Here is a 25,027-nt window from a genome sequence, read left to right as displayed (position 1 = left end):
GTTTCCGACTCTATCAGATCTTTCCGACCCGATTTCCTCGGTGCTTTCCGGTCCCGAGTTTCAATTCCTCGGGGCCTTCCGGCGGGGTCAAACATTACCAGGCTTTCTCCGGCCCCCTGACCACTCCCATGCCGACTCCGGAGAGAACCGGGGCAGGCAGAGGTGTAGACCACTGGGGTTAGGATCTGGCTTGATCGGTGCTGCCGACCGCGACTCAAAGCCGCGTTGGGGTCAGGCAGGAGTACGACAGTACATCCCACCGTCAGTAGAGGCAAATCGTTTCCGGTAGTCCCTAGGTCCGCCAAGTGGTACGTCTCGTGCGGAACCGGGACTTCTTATGACTTACGCTTCTGAACAGTACGCGCCGCCCAGGACAGGTGTGGCGGCGCCACACGATCTCCGCCCCTGGGAGGCTTCCCATGTCAACCGTGACGTCGCCACTCGCTGGACGCGCCATCGGTCTCGCCAACGTTCCCGACCCGGTCTTCTCCGGTGCCATGGTCGGGCCCGGCACCGCCATCGATCCCGTACGTGAGCCCTCGGAGGCGGTCTCCCCCATCGACGGGGTCGTCGTCTCCATGCACCCGCACGCCTTCGTCGTCGTGGACGGCGAGGGACACGGGGTGCTGACGCACCTCGGCATCGACACCGTCCAGCTCAACGGCGAGGGCTTCGAGCTCCTCGTCAACAAGGGCGACACCGTGACCCGCGGACAGGCGGTCGTCCGGTGGAACCCCGCCGACGTCGAGGCCGCCGGCAAATCCCCCATCTGCCCCGTCGTGGCCCTCGAGGCCACCGCCGACTCGCTCTCCGGCGTCCGTGAGGACGGCGACGTGAAGGCCGGCGACCAGCTCTTCGACTGGAGCTGAGTCCGGTCCGTCGTCAGACGGCCGCGCGAACGACATTCAACGCGGTGGCCCCGGCCACCGCTCTATCGGAGACGGGTGAGATGGAGACAACGCTGCGAGGCGTGGGCGTCAGCCACGGAGTGGCGATCGGCCAGGTGCGGCACATGGGTACGGCGGTCCTGGAGCCGCCCGCCAAGCAGATCCCCGCCGAGGACGCGGAGCGCGAACAGGGGCGCGCCCGCCAGGCGGTGGAGGCTGTGGCCGCGGACCTGATCGCGCGCGGCAACCTGGCCGGCGGTGAGGCCCAGGCGGTGCTGGAGGCCCAGGCGATGATCGCCCAGGACCCGGAGCTCATCGCCGACGTCGACCGCAGGATCGCGGTCGGCAGCACGGCCGAGCGCGGTATCTACGACGCCTTCTCGCACTACCGCGAGCTGCTGGCGGGCGCCGGTGAGTACATGGCGGGCCGGGTCGCCGACCTGGACGACGTGCGCAACCGGATCGTCGCGCGGCTGCTCGGCGTGCCGATGCCCGGCGTCCCGGACAGCGACGAGCCGTACGTGCTCATCGCCCGGGACCTGGCGCCGGCCGACACGGCGCTGCTCGACCCGACCCTGGTGCTCGGCTTCGTGACCGAGGAGGGCGGGCCGACCAGCCACAGCGCCATCCTGGCGCGGGCGCTCGGCGTGCCGGCCGTGGTGGCGCTGCCCGGCGCCGGCGAGCTGGCCGAGGGCACGGAGATCGCGGTGGACGGTTCCACCGGCGAGATCTTCGTGGACCCGAGCGAGGAGAAGAAGGCGACGCTGACCGAGGCCGCCGAGGCGCGGAAGGCCGCGCTGTCCGCGTCGAGCGGTCCGGGTGCCACCTCGGACGGGCACAAGGTGCCGCTGCTCGCCAACGTCGGCGGCCCGGCGGACGTGCCGGCCGCGGTCGAGGCGGGTGCCGAGGGCGTCGGGCTGTTCCGTACCGAGTTCCTCTTCCTGGACGACAGCAAGAAGGCGCCGTCCGAGGAGAAGCAGGTAGAGGCCTACCGGAAGGTGCTCGAAGCCTTCCCGGAGGGCCGTGTGGTCGTGCGGGTGCTCGACGCCGGTGCCGACAAGCCGCTCGACTTCCTGACGCCGGTGGACGAGCCGAACCCGGCGCTGGGCGTGCGGGGGCTGCGGTCGCTGCTCGACCACCCGGAGGTGCTGCGGACGCAGCTGACCGCGCTGGCGAAGGCCTCCGAGGGTCTGCCCGTGTACCTGGAGGTCATGGCGCCGATGGTGGCCGACCGGACGGACGCCAAGGCGTTCGCCGACGCGTGCCGCGAGGCGGGGCTCCAGGCGAAGTTCGGCGCGATGGTGGAGATTCCGTCCGCCGCGCTGCGGGCCCGCTCGATCCTGCAGGAGGTCGAGTTCCTGTCGCTGGGCACGAACGACCTGGCGCAGTACACCTTCGCCGCCGACCGTCAGGTCGGTGCGGTGTCGCGGCTCCAGGACCCGTGGCAGCCGGCGCTGCTCGACCTGGTGGCGCTGTCCGCCGAGGCGGCCAAGGCCGAGGGCAAGAGCTGTGGCGTCTGTGGCGAGGCCGCCTCGGATCCGCTGCTCGCGTGTGTGCTGACCGGTCTGGGGGTCACCTCCCTGTCGATGGGCGCGGCGTCGATCCCGTACGTGCGGGCGACGCTGGCGAAGTACACGCTCGCGCAGTGCGAGCGGGCGGCGGCCGCGGCGCGTGCCGCGGACACGGCGCACGAGGCGCGGCTCGCCGCGCAGGCGGTGCTGTCCGGGGAGTGATCCCGGAGTCGTAGCGCGTGGTCCGGAGGGGCTTCCCGTCACCTGGTGGCGGGGAGCCCCTCCGTCGTGTCCGGGGTCAGGGGCGGTCGTGGTGGTGGGCGCCGGGGCCGGGGGCGAGGGGGAAGCCGGCGCGGTGGTCCACGCCGTGCTCCGGGGGCAGGGGTTCGCCGGTGCGGGCGTCGGTGCAGTAGGCGGCGAAGACCTCGGCCTCGGTGAGCGGGGCGAGGGTGCCGTCGGTGAGGCGCCAGCCGTGGAGCCGGTCGGGGCGGCCGGGGCGGGTGACGCGCAGGACGAGTCCCCCCGGGGAGGCCAGGGTGATCCCGGCGGCGACGACGGCGGTGAACTCGGTGGCGGCGGTGGGGTCGTGGTGGTTGGTGCCGTCGTCGTCGCGGGTGGTGTGGAGGACGGCGAGGAGGTGGTCGTCGGCGGCGGGGACGCTGCAGACGAGGTGGTGGGTGCCGGTCCCCGCGCCGTCGAGGAGTGCCAGGAGCAGGCGGGTGGCGCGGTCGAAGGCGTCCCTGCCGAGGTCCAGGCCGCAGTCCGGGCAGTCCCCGGCGGTGGCGAGGACGGTGGTGGCGTACTCCCAGGTGGCGCGGCGGACGGCGGTGTCGACCAGCTCGGGGAGGAGGGCGCTGAGGGGCTGGCCGGTGTAGGTGACGCGGGCGCCGGTGGTGGCCAGGTGGTCGGTGAAGCGGCTGCGGCTGGTGGGGTGGTCGGGGTCGAGGCCGGTCTCGGCGCAGTAGGAGACGTACTCGTCGGGGTCGAAGAGGGCGACGGTCGTGTGGGCGCCTTGGCGGGCGAGCGAGGCGAGGAGGGCTTCGACCTCCTTGAGATAGGTGGGGTGGTCGTCGAAGGCGAAGGTGCGGTAGCGGCGCATGGCGGCGAAGTCCCGCTCGTCGGCGAGGAGGCCGACGGTGCAGGGGATCTCGCGGCGCAGGGCGCGGCGGAGGCGGGTCGTGGTGGTGGTCGTGGCGGGCATGGCTCCCCCTCGGATGCGGTGGTCTGATCACGACGATCAGTGCTCACTCACCGTAACCTTCGCCACTGACAGTGACGGCTTGGCCGGGGGTGCGACGCGGTCGCGGAGGAGTCGGTGCTGGGCCGCGCCGGCGCCGACGAGGGCGAGGCCGAGGAGGGGCCAGGCGAGGGGGCCGGCCGTCATGACGCCGGTGACGAGGAGGGGGCCGGCGAAGCGCTGGCCGGACTGGGCGAGGCCGTGGACGCCGAGGTAGGCGCCCTGCGCGTCGGCGGGGGCGAGCGCGACGGAGAGTTCCCACGAGGAGGTGGCGTGGAGGATCTCGGCGAAGGTGAGGGCGATGACGGCGACGACGAGGGCGGTGACGGCGAGGGCGCGGCCGCCGGCGGCGGAGGCGGCGAGGGCGAGCGTGCCGACGACGAAGAGGCCGCTGAGGGGGATCAGGAGGCGGCGGGCGGCGGGGGTGGTGGCGCCGAAGCGGGCGAGGGGGACCTGGAAGAGGACCACCAGGACGGTGTTGAGGACGAGGAGGAGCGGGGCGAGGCCGACGGGGGCGTCGGTGGCGTGGACGATCCAGAGGGGGACGGCCACCTGGAGGATGGTGTCGTCGAGGAAGAGGGCGGCGTCGGTGGCGGTGTAGCCGAGGAAGGTGCGGTCGCGCCAGGGGCTCGCGGGCTTGGCGCGGGGGGCGTCGCCCGCGGTGGCGGCGACGCGCGAGGGGACCGGCGGTTCGGCGCAGCGCAGGGTGAGGCCGGCGATGACGAGGTAGGAGAGGACGTTGCCCACCAGGAGCCAGGTGTACGCCTGGGTGGAGCCGGTGGCGAGGGCGGCGGCGGCGCCGAGGCCGCCGAGGGACCAGCCGATGTTGACGGTGGTGCGCTGGATGGCCTGGTAGCGGACGCGTTCGGGGCCGGCCTGGCGTGCGGCGTACAGCTTGATGAGGACGCTGCCGGCGCGGTCGGGGAGGGCGCCGAGGGCTGAGTAGAGGGTGAGGAGGAGGACGTGGTCGGTGGTGAGGAGGGCGAGGAGGGCGGCTCCGCGCATGAGTTGGGCGGCGGCGATGACGCGGACGAGGGGGAAGCGGTCGGCGAGGAGGCCGGCGAGGGGGGCTCCGGCTGTGCCGACGCCGCCGGAGACGGTCATGAGCAGGCCGACCTGGCCGAGGCTCATGCCGGAGACGTAGGTGAAGTAGAGGGCGGTGCAGCTCGCCCAGAGTCCGGTGCCGGTCTTGTCGATGATGCTGACGACGAGCATCCGGCGGCCGTCGCGGCCTCCCGGGATGCGGTCGAGTGCGGTGCGGTGCCACGAGGCCGGGCGGTTCACGCGATTCCCCCTTGACGCGGAATATGTATTGGTACATAGTTTGGAACGTGGCAACACAATATGTGATTCAGGGGACGACGGCCAAGGGGATTGCCGCGTCCGTCGAACGCGGCGTGACCGAGGGCGAACTCGCCCCGGGCGACGCGCTGCCTCCCGTGCGGAAGCTCGCGGACGATCTGGGCGTCAGTCCGGGCACGGTGGCGACCGCCTACAAGGAGCTGCGCGCCCGGGGACTCGTGGTGACCCGCGGCCGGGGCGGCACCGTCGTGGCCGAGGCGCCCTCGGTCGCGTCCCGGCGACCGCCGCGGATGCCGGAGGGACTGACGGACCTCGCCAGCGGACTGCCCGACCCCGCCTTCCTTCCGGTCCTGCGCCCGCCGGCCGAGGTGCGGCCCGTCTACGGCTCCCACCGCGCCGCGCCCCGGCTCGCCGCGCTGGAGGAGCTGACCCGGGCGTGGTTCCGCCGGGACGGCGTGCCCGCGACCCGGGTGACCTTCGCGCACGGGGCGCTGGACTGCGTCGCCAGGCTGCTGTCGGTCGAGCTCCGGCCCGGCGACGCCGTCGCCGTCGAGGATCCCGGCTTCCACCACCTCCTCGACCTGGTGCCCGCGCTGGGGCTGCGGATGGTTCCGGTGGCCGTGGACGCCGAGGGGATCGCCCCGGACGCGCTGCGGGCGGCGCTGCGGTCCGGGGTGCGGGCGGTCGTCTTCAGCCCGCGCGCCCAGTGCCCCACCGGCGCCTCGCTCACGGTGGCGCGGCGGGACGAACTGGGCGCGTTGTTCCGGGAGTTCCCCGAGGTCCTCGTGATCGAGGACGACTACCTCGCCGAACTCGACGGCCCGCCCGCGCCCACGGTGGGCGCGCTCGGGCCGGCCCGCTGGGCACAGGTGCGCACGGTCTCCAAGCGGCTCGGCGTCGACCTGCGCTGGGCGGGGCTCACCGGCGACGCGGTCACGCTCGCCCGGCACGACGGCCGGATGCTGATGACCTCCGGCTGGGTGAGCCACCTGCTCCAGGAGACCGTCGTCGGCCTCTTCTCCGATCCGGAGGTGGCGCGGCTCGTGGAGCGCGGGGAGGCCGCGTACGCCGAGCGGCGACGCGCTCTGGTCGACGCCCTCGGCGCCCGCGGCATCCGCGCGGTCGGGTCGGCGGGGCTGAACGTGTGGGTGCCGGTGCGGGACGAGTCGGCGGTGGTCAACGGGCTGCGGACGCACGGGTGGTGGGTGGCGGCCGGGGCCCGCTTCCGGATCGCCGCGCCGCCCGCCGTACGGATCACCGCCTCGCTGCTCGCGCCGGAGGCGGCGGAGCGGCTGGCGGCCGACTTCGCGCAGGTGCTCGGGGACGCGCAGGCCACCTACGGGGGGTGACGCCGGGCGGTCCGGGGCGTGTGGCGCGGGTCACGGGAACGCGGGCGAACCGGCGGCCAGTACCTTGTGTGGAACCAGAGATGAGAGAACGTTTCCGGGCCGGGGATCCCTCGGCGCTCGGCGAGGCGTACGACGAGCACGCGCGCGTGCTGTTCCAGTACGCGTACCGGATGTGCGGTGACCGGGCCGCGGCCGAGGACGTCGTGTCCGCGACCTTCCTGGAGGCGTGGCGCTGCCGGGGCAGGGTCCACGCCGAGGGCGGGAGCCTGCGGCCGTGGCTGCTGGGCATCGCCACCAACGTGCTGCGCGGGACCGCGCGGGAGGCACGGCGGCGGGACGCCGCGCTGGCGCGGATGCCCGACCGGGGGGTACTGCCGGACTTCAGCGACGCGGTGGCCTCCCGGCTCGCCGACGAGGAGCGGCTGAGGGCCGCCCGGGTGGCCCTGGGCCGGCTCCGGCGCCGCGAGCGCGAGGTCTTCGGGCTCGTCGTGTGGGCCGGGCTCGACTACGCGACCGCGGGCGAGGCGCTCGGCATCCCCGTCGGCACCGTGCGGTCCCGGCTCTCCCGGGCCAGGGAGCGGCTGCGGGCGCTCGCCCAGGCGGAGCTGCGGGCCGGGCGGCGGGGCCGGGCCGGTACGGACTCCCCCGCCGCGCCCTCCCCCGGCGCCGGATCCGACCGCCCCTCCCCCGGTCCCGGGGCTCCGCCCGCCGCCGAAGGGGTCCGCACGCGCGCGTGGTCCGGTGGCGGCGCGTCCTCCCCACCCGTGAGCACGGGCCGTACCGTCCTCGTCCCCCGAACCTCCCCGGAGAAGCCGGCATGAACGACATCGATCCCCGCCCCCAGGACGCGCTGCGCGCCGAGCTGACGGAACTGCTGCCGCCGCCCGCCGTACCGGAGTTCGCGCCGGAGCGGCGGCGGGAGCTGCGCCGGGCCCTGATGGCCTCGGCGCGGCCCGCGCGGCCGGCGGCGTGGTGGACCCGGAAGGCCGTGCGGTTCGCCGTGCCGGCCGTGGTGTGCGGCGTAGCGGCCGGCGCGGTGCTGGTCGCCGCTCCCCCGGAGCCGCGCGAGCCGCGTCCCGCGGTGCGGGCCGAGGGGGGCGCGGCCGCGGTGCTGTCGCGGGCGGTGCTCGCCGCCGCCTCGGCGCCGGCGCCCGACGCGCGGCCGCGGCAGTTCGTGTACGTGGAGAGTCTGGTGTCCCGGGCCGGGCTTCCGGCGGGCGGCGGTGCCGCGGTGGTGGAACCGGTGCACCGGCGGCAGGTGTGGCTTTCGGCCGACGGGAGCCGGCCGGGGCTGCTGCGTGAGGAGGGGTCCCCGGACAGCGAGCTGTCGCCGCGGGTTCCGGTGTACGAGCTGGACGGGCCCGGCGCCGAGCCCCGGAAGACGTTCCTGGAGTCGGGTGAGGCGTCGGTGACCGATCCGACGCACGCCTTCGTGGCGGGGCTGCCGACCGATCCGGAGGCGCTGCTGCGGCTGGTGCGGGAGCAGACCCGTACCGGGGGCGGGGACGCGGACCAGCGGGCGTTCGCCGCGATCGGGACGCTGCTCGCCGAGACCTGGGCGCCGCCGAAGGTGACGGCGGCGCTGTTCGAGGCCGCCGCGCGGATCCCGGGCGTCGTGGTGGTGCCGTCGGCGCGGGACGCGGCGGGCCGGGAGGGCGTGGCCGTGGCCCGTACGGCCGGCGGGGAGCGGACCCAGTGGGTCTTCGACCGGTCGACCTCGGGCTTCCTCGGGGCGCGGACCGTGCTCGTGTCGGCCGCGGACGCCGGTCCTGCGGGGACGGTGCTGAGCGAGACGGCCGTGCTGAGGAAGGCGGCGGTGGCGCGGGCCGGGCAGCTGCCCGGCTGATCCGGCCGGTGGTGGAGGGGCGCCCCCGTGCGGGGCGCCCCTTTCCGTGTCAGCCGCGGCGGGTGGCCGCGAGGGCCGCGTAGAAGCGCAGGAGGTCGAGGTCGTCGACCGAGCCGGCGTTGACGGCCTTCTCCAGGGGGGTTCCCTGGAGGAGGCGCTTGACGGGGACCTCGATGCGCTTGCCGGTGAGGGTGTGCGGGACGCCGGGGACCTCGATGATCTCGTCGGGGACGTGGCGCGGCGAGAGTTCGGTGCGGATGGTGGTCCTGATCCGGGCGATCAGGTCGTCGTCGAGGGTGGCGCCCTCGGCGAGGTGGACGAAGAGCGGCATCCAGTAGCCGCCGTCCGGTTCCTCCAGTCCGATGACGAGGGATTCGCGGATCTCCGGGAGCCGTTCCACCGCCTCGTAGATATCGGCGCTTCCCATGCGGACGCCCTGGCGGTTGAGGGTGGAGTCGGAGCGGCCGTGGATGACGACGGAGCCGTGGTCGGTGATCGTGATCCAGTCGCCGTGCCGCCACACGCCGGGGAACATCTCGAAGTAGCTGTCGTGGTAGCGGCTGCCGTCGGGGTCGTTCCAGAAGTGGATCGGCATGGACGGCATGGGGTTGGTGACGACGAGCTCGCCGACCTCGCCGACGACGGGCTTGCCGGACGGGTCCCAGGACTGGAGGTCGGTGCCGAGTCCGGCGGCCTGGAGCTCGCCGATGTGGACGGGCAGGGTGGGGACGGCCCCCGCGAAGCAGGAGCAGACGTCGGTGCCGCCGCTCACGCTGGCGATCCACAGGTCCTCGCGGACCTCGTCGTGGAGCCAGCGGAAGCCGTCGGGCGGCAGCGGGGAGCCGGTGGTGGCGACGCACTTCACGGCGGACAGGTCGAAGTCGCGGCCGGGGTGGACGTCGGCCTTGGCGCAGGCCATCACGTAGGCGGCGGAGGTGCCGTACAGGGTGGCGCCGGTGCGCTCGGCGACGCGCCACTGGGCGCCGGTGTCGGGGTGGCCGGGGCTGCCGTCGTAGAGGACGACGGTGGTGCCGGTGAGGAGGCCGGAGACGAGGAAGTTCCACATCATCCAGCCGGTGGACGTGTACCAGAAGAAGACGTCCTCGGGGCCCAGGTCGCAGTGGAGGCCGAGCTGCTTGAGGTGCTCGACGAGGATGCCGCCCTGGGACTGGACGATCGCCTTCGGCAGGCCGGTGGTTCCGGAGGAGTACAGGACCCACAGCGGGTGCGCGAACGGCACCTGCTCGAAGACCGGCTCCACGTCGGCGGCGACGAGGCCGGCCCAGTCGAGGGCGCCTTCGGGGGCGGGGGTGCCGAGGAGCGGGATGTGGACGACGGCGCGGAGGGTGGGCAGCTCGGCCCGCAGCTCGGCGACGGTGTCGCGGCGGTCGTGCTCCTTGCCGCCGTAGCGGTAGCCGTCGACGGTGAAGAGGACGACCGGCTCGACCTGCTGGAAGCGGTCGAGGACGGAGCGGGCGCCGAAGTCGGGGGCGCAGGAGGTCCAGACGCCGCCGACGGCGGCGGTGGCGAGGAGGGCGACGACGGCCTGCGGGACGTTCGGCAGGTAGCCGCTGACGCGGTCGCCGGGGCGGACGCCGAGGGCGCGGAGCTCGGCGGCGAGCGAGCCGACCTGGCGGCGCAGCTCGGCCCAGGTGATCGGGGCCGGCTCGTGCGTCTCGTCCACGTGCAGGAGCGCCGTGTCGTGGGGGCGGTCGGCGGCGGCGCGCAGGGCGTGCTCGGCGTAGTTGAGGGTGGCTCCGGGGAACCAGTCGGCGCCCGGCATCGAGCGGTCGCCGAGCACGCGCGCGTAGGGGGTGGAGAAGCGGACGTCGAACCACTCGGCGACGGCCCGCCAGAAGGTCTCCAGCTCCTCGACGGACCAGCGGTGCAGGGCCGGGTAGCCGCCGTCGGCGGGGGCGCCGTGGTGTTCGGCCGCCCATGCCTGGAATCGGGTGACGGCGGCGCGGGCGACGCGCTCCTCGTCCGGCTGCCAGAGCGGCTCGGTCGGCTCGGTCGGCGCAGTGGTCATCGGGTGGCTCCCTGGCTGTACGCGGGTCGGCGTGTGTCGCGCGCACGCGCGGGGGTGTGCGCGTGACGCGGCTGACAGGACGATGCCATGGGAGCGGCGTTCGCACCAGGGCCGCCCGCACATGGTCGGCGAGTTGAACATGTGCTCCCACCACGGGTGAACGGCAGCTGAACGCGGCCCGTGTCGCCGCTGGTGGGTGGCAGGGTGACCCCCATGGACGGTCGTGGACTGGTGCGTTCGGTGAGGGTGTTCGGTTCGGTGGCGGGGCTGAGGACGGTACGGGCGGCGTGGCGGCAGCGGAGGACGGACGCGTCGGCGCTGCCGCCGCGGGGGGCGGAGCGGGCCCGGGTGCCGGGGCCGGCGCAGGGGGCGGAGCCGGAGCCGGGCGGGGGGACCGTGCGGTTCGCCCGGTCCTCGCTGCGGGTGTGCGTGTCGGCGGGCGGCACGGTGTTCTGGGGCTGGGACGGGGCGGATCCCGAGCCCTCGTACGCGCTGGCGGGGGCGGCGCCGGAGCCGGATCCGCGGGCGGTCCTGGAGCCGGACACGGACGGCGGCTGGCGGGTGGTGTCGGAGCGGGTGACGGTGGCGGTCTCGCGGCACGGGGCGGTGGAGATCCGGACGCCGGGCGGGGTGATGCTGCGGCGGGACCTGCCGCCGCGCTGGTGGGAGCCGGTGGGCGGGGGTCCGGCGCGGTGGGCGCAGCGGGCCGAGGTGCCGGCGGACGCGCGGTTCTTCGGGCTCGGCGGGCGGTCGGCGGGGCCGCGGCTGCGGGACGGCTCGTACCGGCTGTGGAACACGGACCCCGGGGGGCGGTTCGGGCCGGGTGACGATCCGCTGTACATCACGATGCCGGTGCAGTTCGTGGTCGCGGACGCGGGGACGCACCTGGCCTTCCACGACAACTCCTGGGACGGGCGGGTGACCCTCGCGGAGGGCGAGGAGGGGGCGGGGTCCGGACACGACCGGCCGGGGACCGGCGAGGTGCGGATGGAGGGCGGCCCGCTGCGGTGCTGGGTGATCGTCGGGACGCCCGCCCGGGTGCTGCACAACTGGGCGGCGCTGACGGGGGCGCCGGCGCTGCCGCCCGCGTGGGCGCTGGGGCCGCAGCACGCCCGCTGGGGGTTCGGCAGCGCGGCGGAGGTGCGGCGGGTGGTGGCCGGGTACCGGGAGCGGGGGCTCCCGCTGTCGGCGGTCCACCTGGACATCGACCACTACGACGGGCACCGGGTGTTCACGGTGGACCGGGAGCGGTTCCCCGACCTGCCGGGGCTCGCGGAGGAGCTGCGGGAGCAGGGCGTGCGGCTGGTGTCGATCGTCGACCCGGCGGTCGCGGCGGAGCCGGGGAACGTGCTGTACGAGGAGGGGCGGGCGGCCGGGGCGTTCGTGCGGGACGCGCGGGGCGAGGAGGTGCGGGGGGTGGTGTGGCCCGGGGATTGCGCCTTCCCGGACTTCACCGATCCGGCGGTGCGGGAGTGGTGGGGCGGGCTGTACGAGGAGCGGCTGCGGCAGGGCTTCTCCGGCATATGGCACGACATGAACGAGCCGGTGTCGTTCGCGGCGTTCGGCGACCCGACGCTCCCCCGGTCGGCCCGGCACTGCCTGGACGGGCGGGGCGGCGACCACCGGGAGGCGCACAACGTGTACGGCCTCCTCATGGCCCGGGCCGGCTACGACGGGCTGCGGCGGCTGCGGCCCGGGGAGCGGCCGTTCCTGTTCACGCGCGCGGGGTGGGCGGGGATGCAGCGGTACGGGGGCACCTGGTCCGGCGACGTGGCCACCGGCTGGCCTGGGCTGCGGGCCTCGCTGGCACTGGTGCTGGGCCTCGGGCTGTGCGGGGTGCCGTACTCGGGTCCCGATGTAGGCGGCTTCGACGGGAGTCCGTCGCCGGAGCTGTTCCTGCGCTGGTTCCAGCTGGGGGCGTGGCTGCCGCTGTTCCGGACGCACGCGGCGCTGGACGCGGGGCGGCGGGAGCCGTGGGAGTTCGGCCCGGAGGTGCTGGAGCACGCGCGCGTGGCGCTGGCCGAACGCGAGCGGCTCCAGCCGTACTTCGTGACCCTGTCCCGGCTGGCGCGGATGACGGGCGCGCCCTATGTGCGGCCGGTCTGGTGGGGGACGCCCGAGGACCGGGTGCTGCGGGAGTGCGAGGACGCCTTCCTGCTGGGCGACGCGCTGCTGGTGGCGCCCGTGCTGCACCGGGGCTCGGACCGGCGGGCGGTGCGGCTGCCGCGCGGCCGTTGGTACGACACGGCGACCGGCGAGGCGTACGAGGGGCCCGGGCAGGTCCTGCTGGACGCGCCCCTCGCGCGCGTGCCGGTGCTGGCGCGGGCGGGCGCGGTCGTGCCGGTGCGGGGCGAGGACGGGGAGCTCGCGCTGGAGGTGTGGGCCCCCGAGGCCGGCCGGACGGGCGGCGGTCTCGTCGTACGGGACACCGGGGACGGCTGGGAGCCGGCCGAGATCGAGCGCTACCAGTCGCGGCGGGTGGACGGCCGGGTCGTGGTCGAGCGGGTGACGGACGAGGGACCGGTCGAGCCGGGGCTGCCGGTGCGGGTGCGGGGGGTGTGACGGGCGGGGGGAGCGTGTGGGGCGGGGTGTGTGGGGCGTGGGGTGTGGGGCGGGCAGGGGGTGTTCGGCAGGGCGGGGTGTGTGGCGGGCAGGGGGTGTGCGGCGGGCGGGCTTGTCGGACCCCTCGCCTAGCATCCGGCCCATGCATCCTGAGACTCTGTTGAGCGCTGTCGTCGAGCTTCCTCCCGGCCGCCGGGTCGCGACCGACGAAGGGGACGGCGGGCCGGGGCCGTTGTGGCTGAGCGACGGGCCCGCGCCGTTCGGCGCGTGGGGCCCGATCCGAGCCGCGCACGCGCGCACGGGCCTGTGGCCGCTGCTGCTCGAACCCCTGGCGGGGGACACGGGCTTCCGGCCGTGGGCGTCGGGCGAGCTGTTCCCCGGGACGTCCGGTCCGGCCGACCACGATCCGGCGGCGGTCCTCGCCCACTGGTGGGAGGACTGCGTCTCGGTCGACGAGGACGAGGACCCGCTCTCCGCCGGGGAGCGGCTCGCCGTCACCGCCCCGTACGGCGCGGCCTGGCCGGGGCTCGCGCCCGGGCGGACGCCCGTGGAGGACCCGGACCGGCTGGCGGACGAGCACGCGGAGGTGCTGCTGTCCTTCGGGACCGACGCGCGCCTGGGGCTGGTCGAGGCGGGGTCGGGGGCGGAGGCGCTGGCCGCCTCGGGCTGGTCGGGGCCGGCCAACCACGCGGACACGGCGCGGATCGCCGCGGTCGTCGCCGACTGGGAACGACGCTTCGGCGCGCGGGTGTTCGCCGTCGGCTTCGACACCCTGCGGCTCTCGGTCGCCGCTCCCCCGGCCACCCTGGAGGAGGCGCTGCCGGTCGCCGCCGAGCACTTCGCCTTCTGTCCCGACAACGTGTGGCAGGGACACGTGGACGACCTCGCCGCCTACGCCGGGCACCTGGTGGGGTCGGACGTGTGGACCTTCTGGTGGGACTGAGCGGCGCCCCGGTCAGCCGTACGCGCCCGCGAACCACTTCCCCGCCGCCTCGGTGTGCAGGGGGAAGACCAGGGTGCGCGGCTCCGGCAGGACGAGGCGGGCCGAGGTCTCCGGGGTCGGGGTGAAGGCGGGGAGGGAGTCGGCGGGGACGGGCGGCAGGAGGCCGAAGAGGAGGAGGTGCTCGCCGGAGCTGAGGGCGTCGGCCAGACGGACGGCCTCGGGGTCGGCGTCCAGGCCGGTCTCCTCGCGGAGTTCGCGGACCACGGCGGTGCGCCAGTCCTCGCCGTGGTCGATGAAGCCGCCGGGGAGGGCGGTGCCGCCGTGGCCGGGGTGGATGGCGCGGGTGATGGCCAGCAGGCCGGTGCCCGCCGGGCCGGTCACCGGGAGGAGCGCCACGGCCACCGGGAGGGGGTTGCGGTAGGCGGTGGTGGCGCAGGCGGAGCAGGCGCGGGGCCAGGCGGTGGTTCCGGCGGGATAGGGGGCTCCGCAGGCGGAGCAGTGGCTGTGGGGCACGGGGACGGTCACCTGGGGACCGTACGCGATGGGGTTTCGCGGCGGGGGCGGAACTGGTAGACCCGGTGCGCATGACTGGACTTGCCTCTGCCCTGCGCGCCCGCGCCGTCATCGGCGCGGCCGCCCTGCTCGCCTTCGCCGGGACCGCCGCCTCCCCCGCCGCCGCCGCGCCCGAGCCCAGGGCTCCCCGGGAGTTCGTGGCGCTGGACTCGGTGGACCGGACGATCCTCCAGGAGATGCGGTACACCACGGCCCACAACTTCGTGGGCGAGCCGATCGACGGATACCGGCAGCCCCTGTGCGTGCTGACCCGGCCGGCGGCGGAGGCGCTGCACCGGGCGCAGACGCGGCTGCTGGCGCGGGGATACACGCTGAAGGTGTACGACTGCTACCGGCCGCAGCGGGCGGTGGACCACTTCGTGCGCTGGGCGGAGGACCTGGCGGACGAGCGGATGAAGGCGGAGTTCTATCCGCTGGTGGCGAAGGAGCGGTTGTTCGCGGACGGGTACATCGCGGAGAAGTCCGGGCACAGCCGGGGATCCACGGTGGACCTGACGGTGGTGCGGCTGCCCGCGGCGCGCACGCGCGCGTACGTGCCGGGCGAGGAGCTGACCTCGTGCTCGGGGCCGTACGAGGAGCGGTTCCCGGACAGCTCGGTCGACATGGGGACCGGGTACGACTGCTTCGACACGCTCTCGCACACCGAGGATCCGCGGATCACCGGCGTCCAGCGGGCCAACCGGCAGCTGCTGAAGGGCGCGCTGGAGGCGGAGGGGTTCGTGAACCTGCCGGAGGAGTGGTGGCACTTCACGTTCAAGCCGGAGCCGTTCCCCGCGACGTTCTTCGACTTCCCGGTGGCGCGCAGGTCGGTGGCCGGACACTGACGTCTTCCGCCTCCGGGGAGCCCGTGCCAGACTCGCCCCCAGCATTCTGACGCACCGTCAGATGGGTGGGAGGCCCGGAGATGACACGGACGCGCAGGCCGGTGGTGGCCGGCTGGTTCACCGACGACACGGTCCCCGACGGGGAGTTCCGGCTGCTCGGCACCCGGTGCTCGGCCTGCGCCGCGGTCTTCTTCCCGCGCGAGGACGACGCCTGCCGCAACCCGGCCTGCCCGGGCGGCGGCGCGCTCGCCGAGACGCCGCTGTCGCCGCGCGGGCGGGTCTGGTCGTACACCGACGGGCGGTACCGGCCGCCCGCCCCGTACGTCTCCGACCCGGAAGCGCCCTGGGAGCCGTACACGCTCGTCGCGGTCGAGCTCGCGGCCGAGGGCATGGTGGTGCTCGGACAGGCCGCGCCCGGCGTGGGGACGGCGGACCTCGCGGTGGGCATGGAGGTCGAGGTCGTGCCGGGGGTGCTCCATCGGGACGCCGAGCACGTGTGGACGACGTGGCGGTGGCGGCCCGTGGGAACGGAGGGGCGCGCGTGAACGACATCGCCGTCATCGGGGCCGGAATGCACCCCTGGGGCAAGTGGGGCCGGAGCTTCGTCTCGTACGGGACCGCCGCCGCCCGCGCCGCGCTCGCCGACGCGGGCGTGGAGTGGTCGGCCATCGGGTCCGTCGTCGGGGCCGACACCATGCGCTGCGGCTATCCCGGATACGTGGCCGGGGCGACCTTCGCGCAGGCGCTGGGCTGGCAGGGCGCGCGGGTCACCAGCGTGTACGCCGCCTGCGCCTCGGGCGCCCAGGCCATCGGCGCGGCGCGGGCACAGATCCTGGCCGGGCTCGCCGACGCGGTCCTCGTCGTCGGCGCCGACTCCACCCCCAAGGGCTTCCTCGCACCGGCCGGCGGGGAGCGGCCCGGCGATCCCGACTGGCTGCGCTTCCGGATCCTCGGCGCGACCAACCCCGCGTACTTCGCGCTCTACGCCCGCCGCCGGATGGCCCTGTACGGGGACACCGTCGAGGACTTCGCCCAGGTCAAGGTGAAGAACGCGGCGGCCGGGGCACTCAACCCGCTGGCCCGCTACCGGACGCCGGTGACGGCCGAGGAGGTCGCCGGCTCGGCGGTCGTCGCCGACCCGCTGCGGCTGCTCGACATCTGCGCCACCTCCGACGGCGGGGCGGCCCTGGTGCTGTCCAGCCTGGACTTCGCGCGCCGGCACGGGCACCCGGACCCGGTGCGGATCCGGGCGGTGTCGACGGTCTCCCCCACCTATCCCAAGGCGGTGCTCGACCTGCCCGACATCGCGACCGACTCGACCGTCGCGCTCGCCCCCTCGCCGCACACCTTCCGCGCCTCGATCGCGCGGGCCGCGTACGAGGAGGCGGGGCTCGGGCCCGAGGACCTGTCGCTGGCCGAGGTGTACGACCTGTCCACGGCACTGGAGCTGGAGTGGTACGAGGACATCGGGCTGTGCGCGCCCGGCGAGGGCGTCAAGCTGCTCCGGGAGGGGGTGACCCGGCTCGGCGGGGCGCTGCCGGTGAACACCAGCGGCGGCCTTGCGTCCTTCGGGGAGGCCGTGCCCGCGCAGGCGATCGCCCAGGTCTGCGAGCTGGTCCGGCAGCTGCGGGGCGAGGCCGGCGACCGGCAGGTGCCGGGCGCGCGGGCCGGGATCACCGCCAACCAGGGCCTGTTCGGGCACGGGTCGGCGGTGGTGGCGGTCCGCTGAGGCCGCCACCCGCGACGGGTCCACGCGCGCGTGGCGGCCGGAGCCGTACCGCTCAGGTCGCCACGGGCTCGTGCCCCCGGTCGGCGAGGACGAGGGCGTGCTCGACGACGGCGACGAGGACGTTCTTGACCGACTCGCGGTCGCGGGCGTCGCACATCACCAGATCGACCTCGGGGTCCAGGTCGAGCGCCGCCCGCACGGTCTCCGTCGGATAGCGGCGGGCGCCCTCGAAGCAGTTGACGGCCACCGTGAAGGGGATGCCGCGCCGCTCGAAGTAGTCGATGGCGGCGAAGCTGTCCTCCAGGCGACGGGTGTCGGCGAGCACGACCGCGCCGAGCGCCCCCTGCGCCAGCTCGTCCCAGAGGAACCAGAAACGGTCCTGGCCGGGGGTGCCGAACAGGTACAGGACGAGGTCCTCGCGGAGCGTGATCCGACCGAAGTCCATGGCGACCGTGGTGGTTGTCTTGGCCTCGACCCCGTGCAGGTCGTCCACGGGACGGCCGGCCTCGGTGAGGACCTCCTCGGTCCGCAGCGGCCGGATCTCGCTGACCGTGCCGACCAGCGTGGTCTTGCCGACCCCGAAGCCACCGGCGACCAGGATCTTCAAAGTCACCGGCTCGACGGGGGTCTTCTTGCGGCTAGAGCGCCCGAAGGCCATTGATCACCTCGCGAAGGATGCTCACGTCCGGCAGCTGGGCCGGCGGAACGGGGCGGGTCACGTGCACGAGTTCCTCGTCGACGAGGTCGCCGACCAGGACCCGGACCACCCCGACGGGGAGGTCGAGTCCGGCGGCGAGCTCGGCGATCGACTGGGGCTGCTCGGAGCAGCGTTCGACGATCTCCACGTGTTCCGGGGAGAGCGACTGGTCACGGCCGGGGTCGTCGGCGGCGGGCTCGGGGACCACCACGGCGATGAGGTCGAGCCGGTGCCGGCCGGCGGCGCTCGTCCGGCCGCGGGTCATCGCGTACGGACGGACGACCGGGCCCGCGTCGTCGTCGTACCAGTGGTGGGGGACGGCCGTCCGCCGGCCGGGGGTGTCCCGGTCGGTCTGTTCGCGCTCGGCTGCGTCGCTCATGCGGGGCGGCTCACCCTCCCGTGGGCAGACCGGTCCGGGGGGCGGTGCCGAGATGGGTGCCGACCCGCTTGACCATGAGGGTCATCTCGTAGGCGACCTGGCCGACGTCGGAGTCGGCGTCGGCGAGGACGGCGAGGCAGCTGCCGTCGCCCGCGGCGGTGACGAAGAGGAAGGCGTCCTCCAGCTCGACCACGGTCTGGCGGACCTTGCCCGCCTCGAAGTGGCGGCCGACGCCCTTGGCGAGGCTGTGGAAGCCGGAGGCGACGGCGGCGAGGTGCTCGCCGTCCTCGCGGCTCAGGTCCTTCGACGCGCCGGTGGCCAGGCCGTCGCTGGACAGCACCAGGGCCTTGCGGACGGCGGCGACGCGGTCGACCAGCTCGTCCAGGAGCCAGTTCAGCTCGCCGTTGCCGTGGACGGAGCTGCTGGTGCTTGCTGCGGCGTTCGGTGCGGTCATCGACCGTCCCCCTCGGGTGTCGTTCCGTGTGCTGTGCTGTCGTCCGGGTCCGTGCCGTGCCGGCGGCCGCGCTGCCAGCCGCGCTGCATCGCGGCCATGCGGGCCCGCACCTCCTCGGCGTCGCGCTCGAAGTCGTCCCCGTCGGGGCCGGGCTCGGCGGGCCGGGGCTCGGCGGCCGGGCGGTCGGGCTCGCGCAGCTGGGGCACCAGGCTGGCCTGGCGGACCCGGCGCGGGAGTCCGTCGAGTCCCTCCGGGGCGCCGGCGGGCTCGCGCACGGGCTCCGCCGCGGGCGGCGGGACCTCGGCCCGCGGCGGCACCGGGGCCGTGCGGGTGTCGGCGGTGCCCTCCGGGCGGACCGGGACGAGCGTGGGGCCGGTGGTGCGCGGCGGCACCCGGTGGTCCCCGCCACGGCCCGGGCCGGGGGCCGGGTGGGCGCGGCCCGGTTCGTCGAGCCGGCGTCCGTGGTCGACGACGAGGGTCGGCGGGCGGCGGCGCGGCAGCGGCACCGGGCCGCGGGCGCCGTCCTCGGCGGCCGGGTCGTCCTCGCCGCGGCCCGCGGTCTGGTCGGGGGCCTGCTGGTGCTGCTCGGCGGACGGGGCGAGCCCGGTGCGGCGGCGCTGGGGGCGGAAGAGGCCGCCGCGCTCGCTGTCGCTGTCGAGGAGGTCGGCGGAGCCGTCCAGGAGCAGGTCCAGGTCGTCGGCGCCGAGCGGCGGCTCCAGCTCGACCGGGCCGTCCAGGGGGCGGGCGGCGTCGCCGCCCTCCGGCGTCGTCCCGTCCGCCAGGTCGGGCACCCGCGCGAGGGCGGGCCGGCGCTGCGGGAGCGGGGCCTCGTCGAGCACGCCGGCGGGCGCCCCGGAGGTCGTACGGGATCCGCCGGCGGCGGGCCGGGCGTCGCCCTCGGCGGAGCGCGGGTCGAGGGTCTTGCGGTCCAGGCGGAAGCCCGCGCCCTGGGTCTCGGGGGCGTCGGTGAGCAGCGCGGCCGGGATGAAGACGACCGCGGTGGTGCCGCCGTACGGGGAGGTCTGGAGCGAGACGCGGACGTTCTGGCGCTGGGCGAGGCGGCTGACCACGAAGAGGCCGAGGCGGTCGGTGTCGGACAGTTCGAACTCGGGGGTCTCGGCGAGCCGCAGGTTGGCGTCGAGGAGGACGTCGGGGCTCATGCCGAGGCCGCGGTCGTGGATCTCCAGCGTGAAGCCGTTGGCGACGCGCTCGCCGAGGACCTGGACGGCGGTGTGCGGCGGGGAGAACACCGTGGCGTTCTCCAGGAGTTCGGCGATGAGGTGGGTGAGGTCGGCGACGGCGGGGCCGCCCACGCCCAGTCGGGGCAGCCGGCGGACCTCGACGCGTTCGTAGTCCTCGACCTCGGCGACGGCGGCCCGGACCACGTCCATCAGCTGCACGGGCTTGCGCCACTGCCGGGAGGGGGCCGCGCCGGAGAGGATCACCAGGCCTTCGGCGTGGCGGCGCATGCGGGTGGTGAGGTGGTCGAGGCGGAAGAGGTCCGCCAGCTCCTCGGTGTCCTCGGTGCGGCGCTCCATGGTGTCGAGCAGGGTGAGCTGGCGGTGGAGCAGGACCTGGTTGCGGCGGGCGAGGTTGACGAAGACCTCGGAGACGCCGCGGCGCAGCTCGGCCTGCTTGACGGCGGCCTCGACGGCGGCGCGCTGGAGGGTGTTGAGGGCCTGGCCGACCTGGCCGACCTCGTCCTCGCCGTACCGCAGGTGGGGGACCTCGGTCCCGACGTCGACGTGCTCGCCGGCGGCGAGGCGGCGCATGACGCTCGGCAGGCGGACGCCGGAGACCTCCTGGGACTCCTTCTGGAGGCGGCGGAGGTCGCGGACGAGGGAGCGGCCGACGCGGACCGAGATGCCGACGGAGGCGAGGAGCGCGAGGAAGCCGAGGACGCCGGCGACGCCCGCCTTGAGCAGCACGCTGTAGGCGGCGGGCTGGACGCGGTCCTGGTAGCGGTCGCCGGCGGCGGTGTTCGCGCGGGCGAGCTCGTCGAGGACGGGGCTGGCCTCGTCCTGCCAGTAGGCGGCGGTGGCGCTCCGGGGCCGCTCGGTCGGACCCTCCTTGATGAACGCCTCCTCCGCGGTGCGCAGGGCCGTCGTCTCGGGGCTGCGCCAGTACTGCTCGTAGCGCTGCCGCTCGGAGGCGGGGAGGAGTTCGAGGTTGACCGCGTAGAACTGCTTGCGGACGGCGACGAGGTCGGAGACGGCGCGGATCTCCTGGGCGGTGACGCGGTCGGCGACGAGCGCGGAGAGGACCAGGGCGTCCTCGCGGGAGAGGAGTTCGCGGGCCCGGGTGATGCCGACGAGGGCGCGGCCCTGCTTGTCCATCTCGACGTTCTCCAGCGCGTGGAGGGTGACGAGGAAGCTGTAGCAGGGGTCGACGAGGCGGTTGTAGAACTCCAGGGCCTGGAGCCGGCCGATGCCGCGCTTCTCGACCGAGCGGCGCAGGGAGGAGATCTCGTCGAAGGCGGTCAGGAGCGAGTTCAGCTTCTGGGTGGTGACCGGGCGCATCTCCTCGCGGACGCCGGGGTCCTCGGCGTTCGCGCGGATGCGGGCGATCTGCCGGTCGGTGGCGAGTCGGGCCTCGCGGAGCTGGTCGAGGGCGTCGGAGCCGCGCGGGTCGGCCAGGTAGACGAGGGACTGGCGTCGTTCGAGCTGGATGACCCGGGCCGTGTCCTCGATGGGGTAGCCGACCTTGTCGACGATGTAGCCGACGTCGAGGAGCTGGTCCGCCTCGCGTCCGGTCAGGACGGTGGCGAAACCCCAGAGTCCGGTGAGGGAGACGAGCGGTACGAGGAGCAGCGCCACGATCTTCCGGCGGATGGACTTCCCGCGAAAGCGCATGGCCTCCCCCAGTACGGCCTCCGCGGCCACGGAGGTCCCTCGAACGGCGTCGCCGCGTCAACACGGCGCGTCAACCTTCGGTTTCAACAAACGGCGGCGTGAGCCTACTACTGCATCGCGACCATCTCGAAGGTGTGTCTGGGCGATTTTCAGCCTGTCGAGTGAGCGTTGATCATGAGATGTCCTGGTATTCCAGGAGTTCGGATCGGCCACTGTGGCGCAGGACACTTGACGGTGCACCAATTTCCGCCCTGGGCGCAATGGCTGGAATCGTTCGTTCCGCTCGCGATGTCGGGTGATGTGGGGAAACCTTTTCCCTGTCCAGAGCGTCATGAATGACGGGGGATCGCCCTGCCCTTGGAGGGGCGGGTCGCGCGCCGGCCGTGCGCGCCGTGTAGGACCGCCGGATCCGGGCAGCCACCCCTGAGAGCGTCGTGCGGTGGGGAGTGACAGGACATGGAAGACGAGACGCGGGCCGCGGGTCAGTTGTGGGTGGAGGACGAGCGCGGTTTGCGGAGGATGCCGGACCCGGTGCGGAACGCGGCGGTGCGGGCGGTGATGATCATGTCGGTGACGATCATCCTGGCCCTGGTCGCCTTCCTCACCTCGATCACCAGCTCGTGGCTGGCCTTTCCGATGACGATCGCGGCCGTGGTCGCGACGGTGGTGGCCACCTGGAGCGTGCTGGACATCTGGATCACCCGGCAGGTCTGGCGGCAGCGCGACGGCGTCGTCTCCGAGCCGAGCAGCACCGCCTACGCGGGACGGCGGGAGCGGATGGCGGAGGAGCGGGTCGCCTGACACCACGGGAGAGGCCCGGCCCCCGGAGAGGTCTCCGGGGGCCGGGCCTCTCCCGTACCCCGCCGCGGGGGTCGCGGCGGGGCTCGGACGTGCCTACGGCGCCGCCGGCGGCTGGTCGTCCTGGTGGCGGCGGAACATCCGGGTCGCCTTGATCTCGCCGTGGATCGGCTCGCCCTCGCCGGCCGGCTGCGGCAGGCCCGGGCGCAGGTGCTCCTCGACGCTGATGTACTTCAGGCCGGCCCGCAGGTCCGCGTCGTTGCGCAGCCGGATCACCAGCGGGAACTCGGCCAGCGCCGTGGTGTCGAACAGGCCCGTGGTGTAGAGCAGCTGGACGCCGAGCGCGTCCGACACGGCCCGCTGGAGCTCCAGGAGGTACGTGGCGTTGGCCCGGCCGATCGGGTTGTCGAGGAAGAGCGTGCCCGCGTGCCGGTGCTTGTCCCGGCCCCGGTCGTTGGAGCGCAGCGCCGCCATCGTGCAGTACAGCGCGATGGCCGCGGTGAGCAGCTGGCCACCGGAGAACACGTCTCCCATCTGGCCGACCGGCACCCGCTCGGCGCGCAGCACCGCGTCCGGCTTGAGGATCTCTACGGCGACGCCCTTGGGTTCGAGGGCCGCCTGTACGCCGCGCAGCAGCAGCGACATGCCGTCGCGCCGCAGGTCGGAGTTCTTCTTCACGGCGGCGCGGGTCGCCTCGTCGACGACCTCGCCGAGCCGCTCGGCGAGCGTGGCCTGATCGGGCTCCTCGAAGCGGATCCGCAGGAACTCCTGCCCCGACCACTCGCCGAGGCCCTCGGGGAGCCGGGAGAGCCGCTGGGCGGAGCGGAGGGTGGCCAGCGAGGTCTCCACGAGGCCGCGCAGCCGGTCCACGATCGACTCGCGGTTGCGCTCCAGCTGGGCCAGCTCGTCGGTGAGGACGCGCAGCCGGGGCGCGAACGCCTCGGCCCACTTGGCGGCGTGCTCGGGCAGCGCGGAGGCGGGCAGCTCGCGGATCTGCTGGCGGGCCGGGGTGCGGACCTGCTCGTAGCGGGTGGAGTTGGCGTGCCGGACGAGGATGTCGCTCGCCTCGCGCACGGCGGAGTCCGCGGCGGACAGCTCGGCGGTACAGGCGCGCAGCGCCCGCCGGGCCTCGCCGGCGGCGGTCCTGGCCTCCTCCAGGGAGCCGGGGTACGGCTCCTGCTCCTCCTGCTCCTCCTCCGCGTGGTCGCGCAGCAGGTCGCGCAGGAGCGCCGCCGTCTCGTCGAAGCCGCCCGCGGCGTCCTCGGCGGCCCGGTGGTCGCGCAGCAGCCCGGCGAGGGCGGCGCGGGCCGCCTCCAGGGCGGCGCTGCGGGCGGCGAGTTCGGCGCCCGCGGTACGCAGCAGGGCCTGGGCGCGGTCGGCGTCGGCCGGGACCAGCTCCTCCGGCAGCTCGGTGTGGGCCCCGCCGTCCTCGGGCGCCAGCCGCTCGGACTCGCCGCGCAGCCGGCCGAGCTTCTCGCTCGCCTCGGAGGCGCGGGACTCCAGCATCTGCACCAGGGACTCGGCGCGGGCCGCGGCGGCCTGCCGGGACGGGCCGTCGGCGCCGTCGGTGGACTCCAGGAGCTGCTCGGCGCGGGTGCGGACCTTGTTGGTGAGACGGTCCAGTTCGGCGAGGGCGGCGGACTCGTCGCTCTCCGCGCGGGCCTGCTCGGCGCGCAGATCGGCGCCGACGCCGACCTTCTCGTACACCTGGGAGGCGGCCCGGTACGCCTCGCGGAGCGTGGGGAGGGCCGCGCGGGGCGCGCCGGGCGTCTCCTCCGGCAGCTGCTCGGGGGCGCCGGCGACGCCGGGGCGCTCGGCGCGCAGCGCGACGGCGACGCGGTGGGCGTCGTCGGCGGCTCGCTGGGCGGCCCGGCGGTCCTCGTCGGCGGCACGCGCGCGCTCCAGACAGGTCTGGGCGCGGGCCTCGGACTCGGCCGCGGCGTCGGCGAGTTCGCGGAGCTTGGCCTGCCAGGCGGAGCGCTCGCGCAGCCGGAAGGCGAGGCCGGCGCGGGCGGCGGCGGCCCGGCGGGCGCGCTGGGCGGCCTCCTGGCGCTCGTCGCGGACGGCGAGGGCCTCGGCGGCGGTCTCCTCGGTCTCGGCACGGGCGGCGCGGGCCTCGTCGAGGGCGTGCTCGGCGGCCTCGGCGGTCTCCCGGGCGGTGGCGGCGTCGGCCGCGAGCTCGGCGAGCATGCCGGGCGGGCAGTCCGCGCGCCAGGCGCCGATCCGGGCGGCCAGGGCCCGGTCGCCCGCGAGCCGGGCGGCGAGGGCGCGGATCTCCTCGTCGCGCGCGGCGGCCCGTGCGCGCAGCGCCTGCCGCTCCTCGTCGGCGGCGTGCTCGTCGTGCATGGCCGGGTTCGGCGGCACGAGGAAGACCCCGCCGTCCTCGCCGGCCTCCTGCGCCGGTACGGGGGCGAGGAGGGCGGCGGCGGTGCCGACGGCGACGGCGGAGCGGGGCAGCAGGGCGGCCGAGCCGAGGGCCTCGCGGGCGCGGCCGTACGAGGCGGGGTCGGTGATGACGACGCCGTCGACGAGTTCGGGGCGGGCGGCCAGCACGCGCGCGTGGTCGGCGGGGTCGACGGACTGGGCGAGGTAGCGCCAGCCGGGGAGGGCGGGGATGCCGTGCTCGCCGAGGAACTCGACGGTGGCGAGGACGTCGGGGCCGGGCGGCAGCAGTCCGCCGTCGCCGAGGGCGCCGAGGATGCGGGAGTCGTCGGCGGCGGCCGTCCGCAGGTCGAAGAGCTGGCGCTCGGCGGAGGAGACGGCGCCGTCGAGCAGCCGGCGGAGCTCCTCGGCGTAGCGGTCGAAGTCGGTGACGGAGAGCGGGGCCTGGGCGTCGGGCCCGTCGGTCCGTGCCGCGCCCTCGCCGGTGTCCCCGGTGGCGGCGGCGCGCTGGCCGGGGAGGGGGGATCCGGCGCCGGGCAGGCCGAGGAGTTCGGCGAGGCGCTCCTCCGCGGCCAGTGCCTCGGCGGGGCGGCGCTCGGCGTCGTAGGCGTTCCCGGCGGCCTCGGCGGCGTCGGCGGCGCGGACGGCGGCGAGGTCGGCGCGGCCGTCGGCC

20 protein-coding genes are annotated in these 25,027 nt (G+C 75.2%); 11 read left to right on the top strand and 9 right to left on the bottom strand.

Going from position 1 to position 25,027, the window contains the following annotated elements; all coding sequences use genetic code 11:
• Positions 1 to 419: 419 nt before the first annotated feature.
• Together IE321_RS33585 and ptsP are read left to right on the top strand one after the other, a co-directional pair.
• Positions 420 to 869, top strand: coding sequence for a PTS sugar transporter subunit IIA (locus tag IE321_RS33585; protein WP_043232080.1), 450 nt, complete (start codon positions 420 to 422; stop codon positions 867 to 869).
• 80 nt (positions 870 to 949) lie between these two features.
• The gene (gene ptsP, locus IE321_RS33580; protein WP_190225673.1) at positions 950 to 2,620 is read left to right on the top strand and encodes a phosphoenolpyruvate--protein phosphotransferase; all 1,671 of its coding nucleotides are present in this window, start codon (positions 950 to 952) and stop codon (positions 2,618 to 2,620) included.
• 76 nt (positions 2,621 to 2,696) lie between these two features.
• Here the strand turns inward: ptsP and IE321_RS33575 are convergent, their stop codons facing one another.
• Complete coding sequence (locus tag IE321_RS33575) at positions 2,697 to 3,599, bottom strand: DUF8829 domain-containing protein (protein ID WP_043232086.1); 903 nt, start codon at positions 3,597 to 3,599, stop codon at positions 2,697 to 2,699.
• A 36-nt stretch (positions 3,600 to 3,635) separates the two neighbouring features.
• On the bottom strand, positions 3,636 to 4,919 hold the full coding sequence (locus IE321_RS33570) for an MFS transporter (protein ID WP_308076663.1): 1,284 nt from the start codon (positions 4,917 to 4,919) through the stop codon (positions 3,636 to 3,638).
• Positions 4,920 to 4,966: 47 nt separating this feature from the next.
• On the opposite strand from IE321_RS33570, the gene IE321_RS33565 reads away from it, so the two are divergent.
• From IE321_RS33565 to IE321_RS33555, 3 genes are all read left to right on the top strand, one after another.
• Positions 4,967 to 6,286 (top strand): aminotransferase class I/II-fold pyridoxal phosphate-dependent enzyme, encoded by a 1,320-nt coding sequence (locus IE321_RS33565; RefSeq protein WP_043232089.1) that lies wholly within the window; start codon positions 4,967 to 4,969, stop codon positions 6,284 to 6,286.
• Positions 6,287 to 6,366: 80 nt separating this feature from the next.
• A complete protein-coding gene (locus IE321_RS33560) occupies positions 6,367 to 7,107 on the top strand; it encodes an RNA polymerase sigma factor (protein ID WP_229916660.1) in 741 nt (246 codons plus the stop codon).
• Positions 7,104 to 8,132, top strand: coding sequence for a CU044_5270 family protein (locus IE321_RS33555; RefSeq protein ID WP_190225672.1), 1,029 nt, complete (start codon positions 7,104 to 7,106; stop codon positions 8,130 to 8,132). The genes IE321_RS33560 and IE321_RS33555 overlap by 4 nt, the downstream gene beginning before the upstream one ends.
• Positions 8,133 to 8,181: 49 nt before the next feature.
• Here the strand turns inward: IE321_RS33555 and IE321_RS33550 are convergent, their stop codons facing one another.
• Positions 8,182 to 10,161, bottom strand: coding sequence for an acetoacetate--CoA ligase (locus tag IE321_RS33550; RefSeq protein WP_190225671.1), 1,980 nt, complete (start codon positions 10,159 to 10,161; stop codon positions 8,182 to 8,184).
• A 213-nt stretch (positions 10,162 to 10,374) separates the two neighbouring features.
• Here IE321_RS33550 and IE321_RS33545 point away from each other — a divergent pair, with 213 nt between their 5' ends.
• Together IE321_RS33545 and IE321_RS33540 are read left to right on the top strand one after the other, a co-directional pair.
• Complete coding sequence (locus IE321_RS33545) at positions 10,375 to 12,723, top strand: glycoside hydrolase family 31 protein (protein ID WP_190225670.1); 2,349 nt, start codon at positions 10,375 to 10,377, stop codon at positions 12,721 to 12,723.
• Positions 12,724 to 12,865: 142 nt separating this feature from the next.
• Positions 12,866 to 13,666: a DUF4253 domain-containing protein gene (locus IE321_RS33540; protein WP_190225669.1), complete on the top strand. Its 801-nt coding sequence runs from the start codon at positions 12,866 to 12,868 to the stop codon at positions 13,664 to 13,666.
• A 12-nt stretch (positions 13,667 to 13,678) separates the two neighbouring features.
• Here the strand turns inward: IE321_RS33540 and IE321_RS33535 are convergent, their stop codons facing one another.
• Positions 13,679 to 14,191: an NUDIX domain-containing protein gene (locus IE321_RS33535; protein ID WP_226651789.1), complete on the bottom strand. Its 513-nt coding sequence runs from the start codon at positions 14,189 to 14,191 to the stop codon at positions 13,679 to 13,681.
• Positions 14,192 to 14,250: 59 nt separating this feature from the next.
• On the opposite strand from IE321_RS33535, the gene IE321_RS33530 reads away from it, so the two are divergent.
• From IE321_RS33530 to IE321_RS33520, 3 genes are all read left to right on the top strand, one after another.
• On the top strand, positions 14,251 to 15,063 hold the full coding sequence (locus tag IE321_RS33530) for a M15 family metallopeptidase (RefSeq protein ID WP_190225668.1): 813 nt from the start codon (positions 14,251 to 14,253) through the stop codon (positions 15,061 to 15,063).
• An 80-nt stretch (positions 15,064 to 15,143) separates the two neighbouring features.
• The gene (locus IE321_RS33525) at positions 15,144 to 15,608 is read left to right on the top strand and encodes a Zn-ribbon domain-containing OB-fold protein (protein WP_051842989.1); all 465 of its coding nucleotides are present in this window, start codon (positions 15,144 to 15,146) and stop codon (positions 15,606 to 15,608) included.
• Positions 15,605 to 16,792 (top strand): lipid-transfer protein, encoded by a 1,188-nt coding sequence (locus IE321_RS33520; protein ID WP_079022543.1) that lies wholly within the window; start codon positions 15,605 to 15,607, stop codon positions 16,790 to 16,792. Before IE321_RS33525 ends, IE321_RS33520 begins: the two co-directional genes overlap by 4 nt.
• 52 nt (positions 16,793 to 16,844) lie before the next feature.
• Here the strand turns inward: IE321_RS33520 and IE321_RS33515 are convergent, their stop codons facing one another.
• The 4 genes from IE321_RS33515 to IE321_RS33500 are packed head-to-tail and all read right to left on the bottom strand — an operon-like array spanning position 16,845 to position 21,174.
• Positions 16,845 to 17,450, bottom strand: a complete 606-nt coding sequence (locus tag IE321_RS33515; protein ID WP_043232409.1) for a GTP-binding protein — start codon at positions 17,448 to 17,450, stop codon at positions 16,845 to 16,847.
• Positions 17,431 to 17,868, bottom strand: a complete 438-nt coding sequence (locus IE321_RS33510) for a DUF742 domain-containing protein (RefSeq protein WP_043232407.1) — start codon at positions 17,866 to 17,868, stop codon at positions 17,431 to 17,433. The genes IE321_RS33515 and IE321_RS33510 overlap by 20 nt, the downstream gene beginning before the upstream one ends.
• A gap of 10 nt (positions 17,869 to 17,878) precedes the next feature.
• A complete protein-coding gene (locus tag IE321_RS33505; RefSeq protein WP_043232404.1) occupies positions 17,879 to 18,322 on the bottom strand; it encodes a roadblock/LC7 domain-containing protein in 444 nt (147 codons plus the stop codon).
• A complete protein-coding gene (locus IE321_RS33500; RefSeq protein WP_190225667.1) occupies positions 18,319 to 21,174 on the bottom strand; it encodes a sensor histidine kinase in 2,856 nt (951 codons plus the stop codon). Before IE321_RS33500 ends, IE321_RS33505 begins: the two co-directional genes overlap by 4 nt.
• A 456-nt stretch (positions 21,175 to 21,630) precedes the next feature.
• Between IE321_RS33500 and IE321_RS33495 the strand changes: the two genes are divergently transcribed.
• Complete coding sequence (locus tag IE321_RS33495) at positions 21,631 to 21,975, top strand: hypothetical protein (RefSeq protein WP_190225666.1); 345 nt, start codon at positions 21,631 to 21,633, stop codon at positions 21,973 to 21,975.
• A gap of 93 nt (positions 21,976 to 22,068) precedes the next feature.
• On the opposite strand, the gene IE321_RS33490 is transcribed toward IE321_RS33495, so the two are convergent.
• The coding region (locus IE321_RS33490) for a coiled-coil domain-containing protein (protein ID WP_506417410.1) at positions 22,069 to 25,027 on the bottom strand (2,959 nt) is incomplete at its 5' end.

It is taken from the genome of Streptomyces hydrogenans (genome assembly GCF_014656075.1).
Taxonomy (GTDB): Bacteria; Actinomycetota; Actinomycetes; order Streptomycetales; family Streptomycetaceae; genus Streptomyces; species Streptomyces hydrogenans.
Note: the sequence above shows the minus strand (reverse complement) of the source record. Positions and strands in the feature narration are given on the sequence as shown.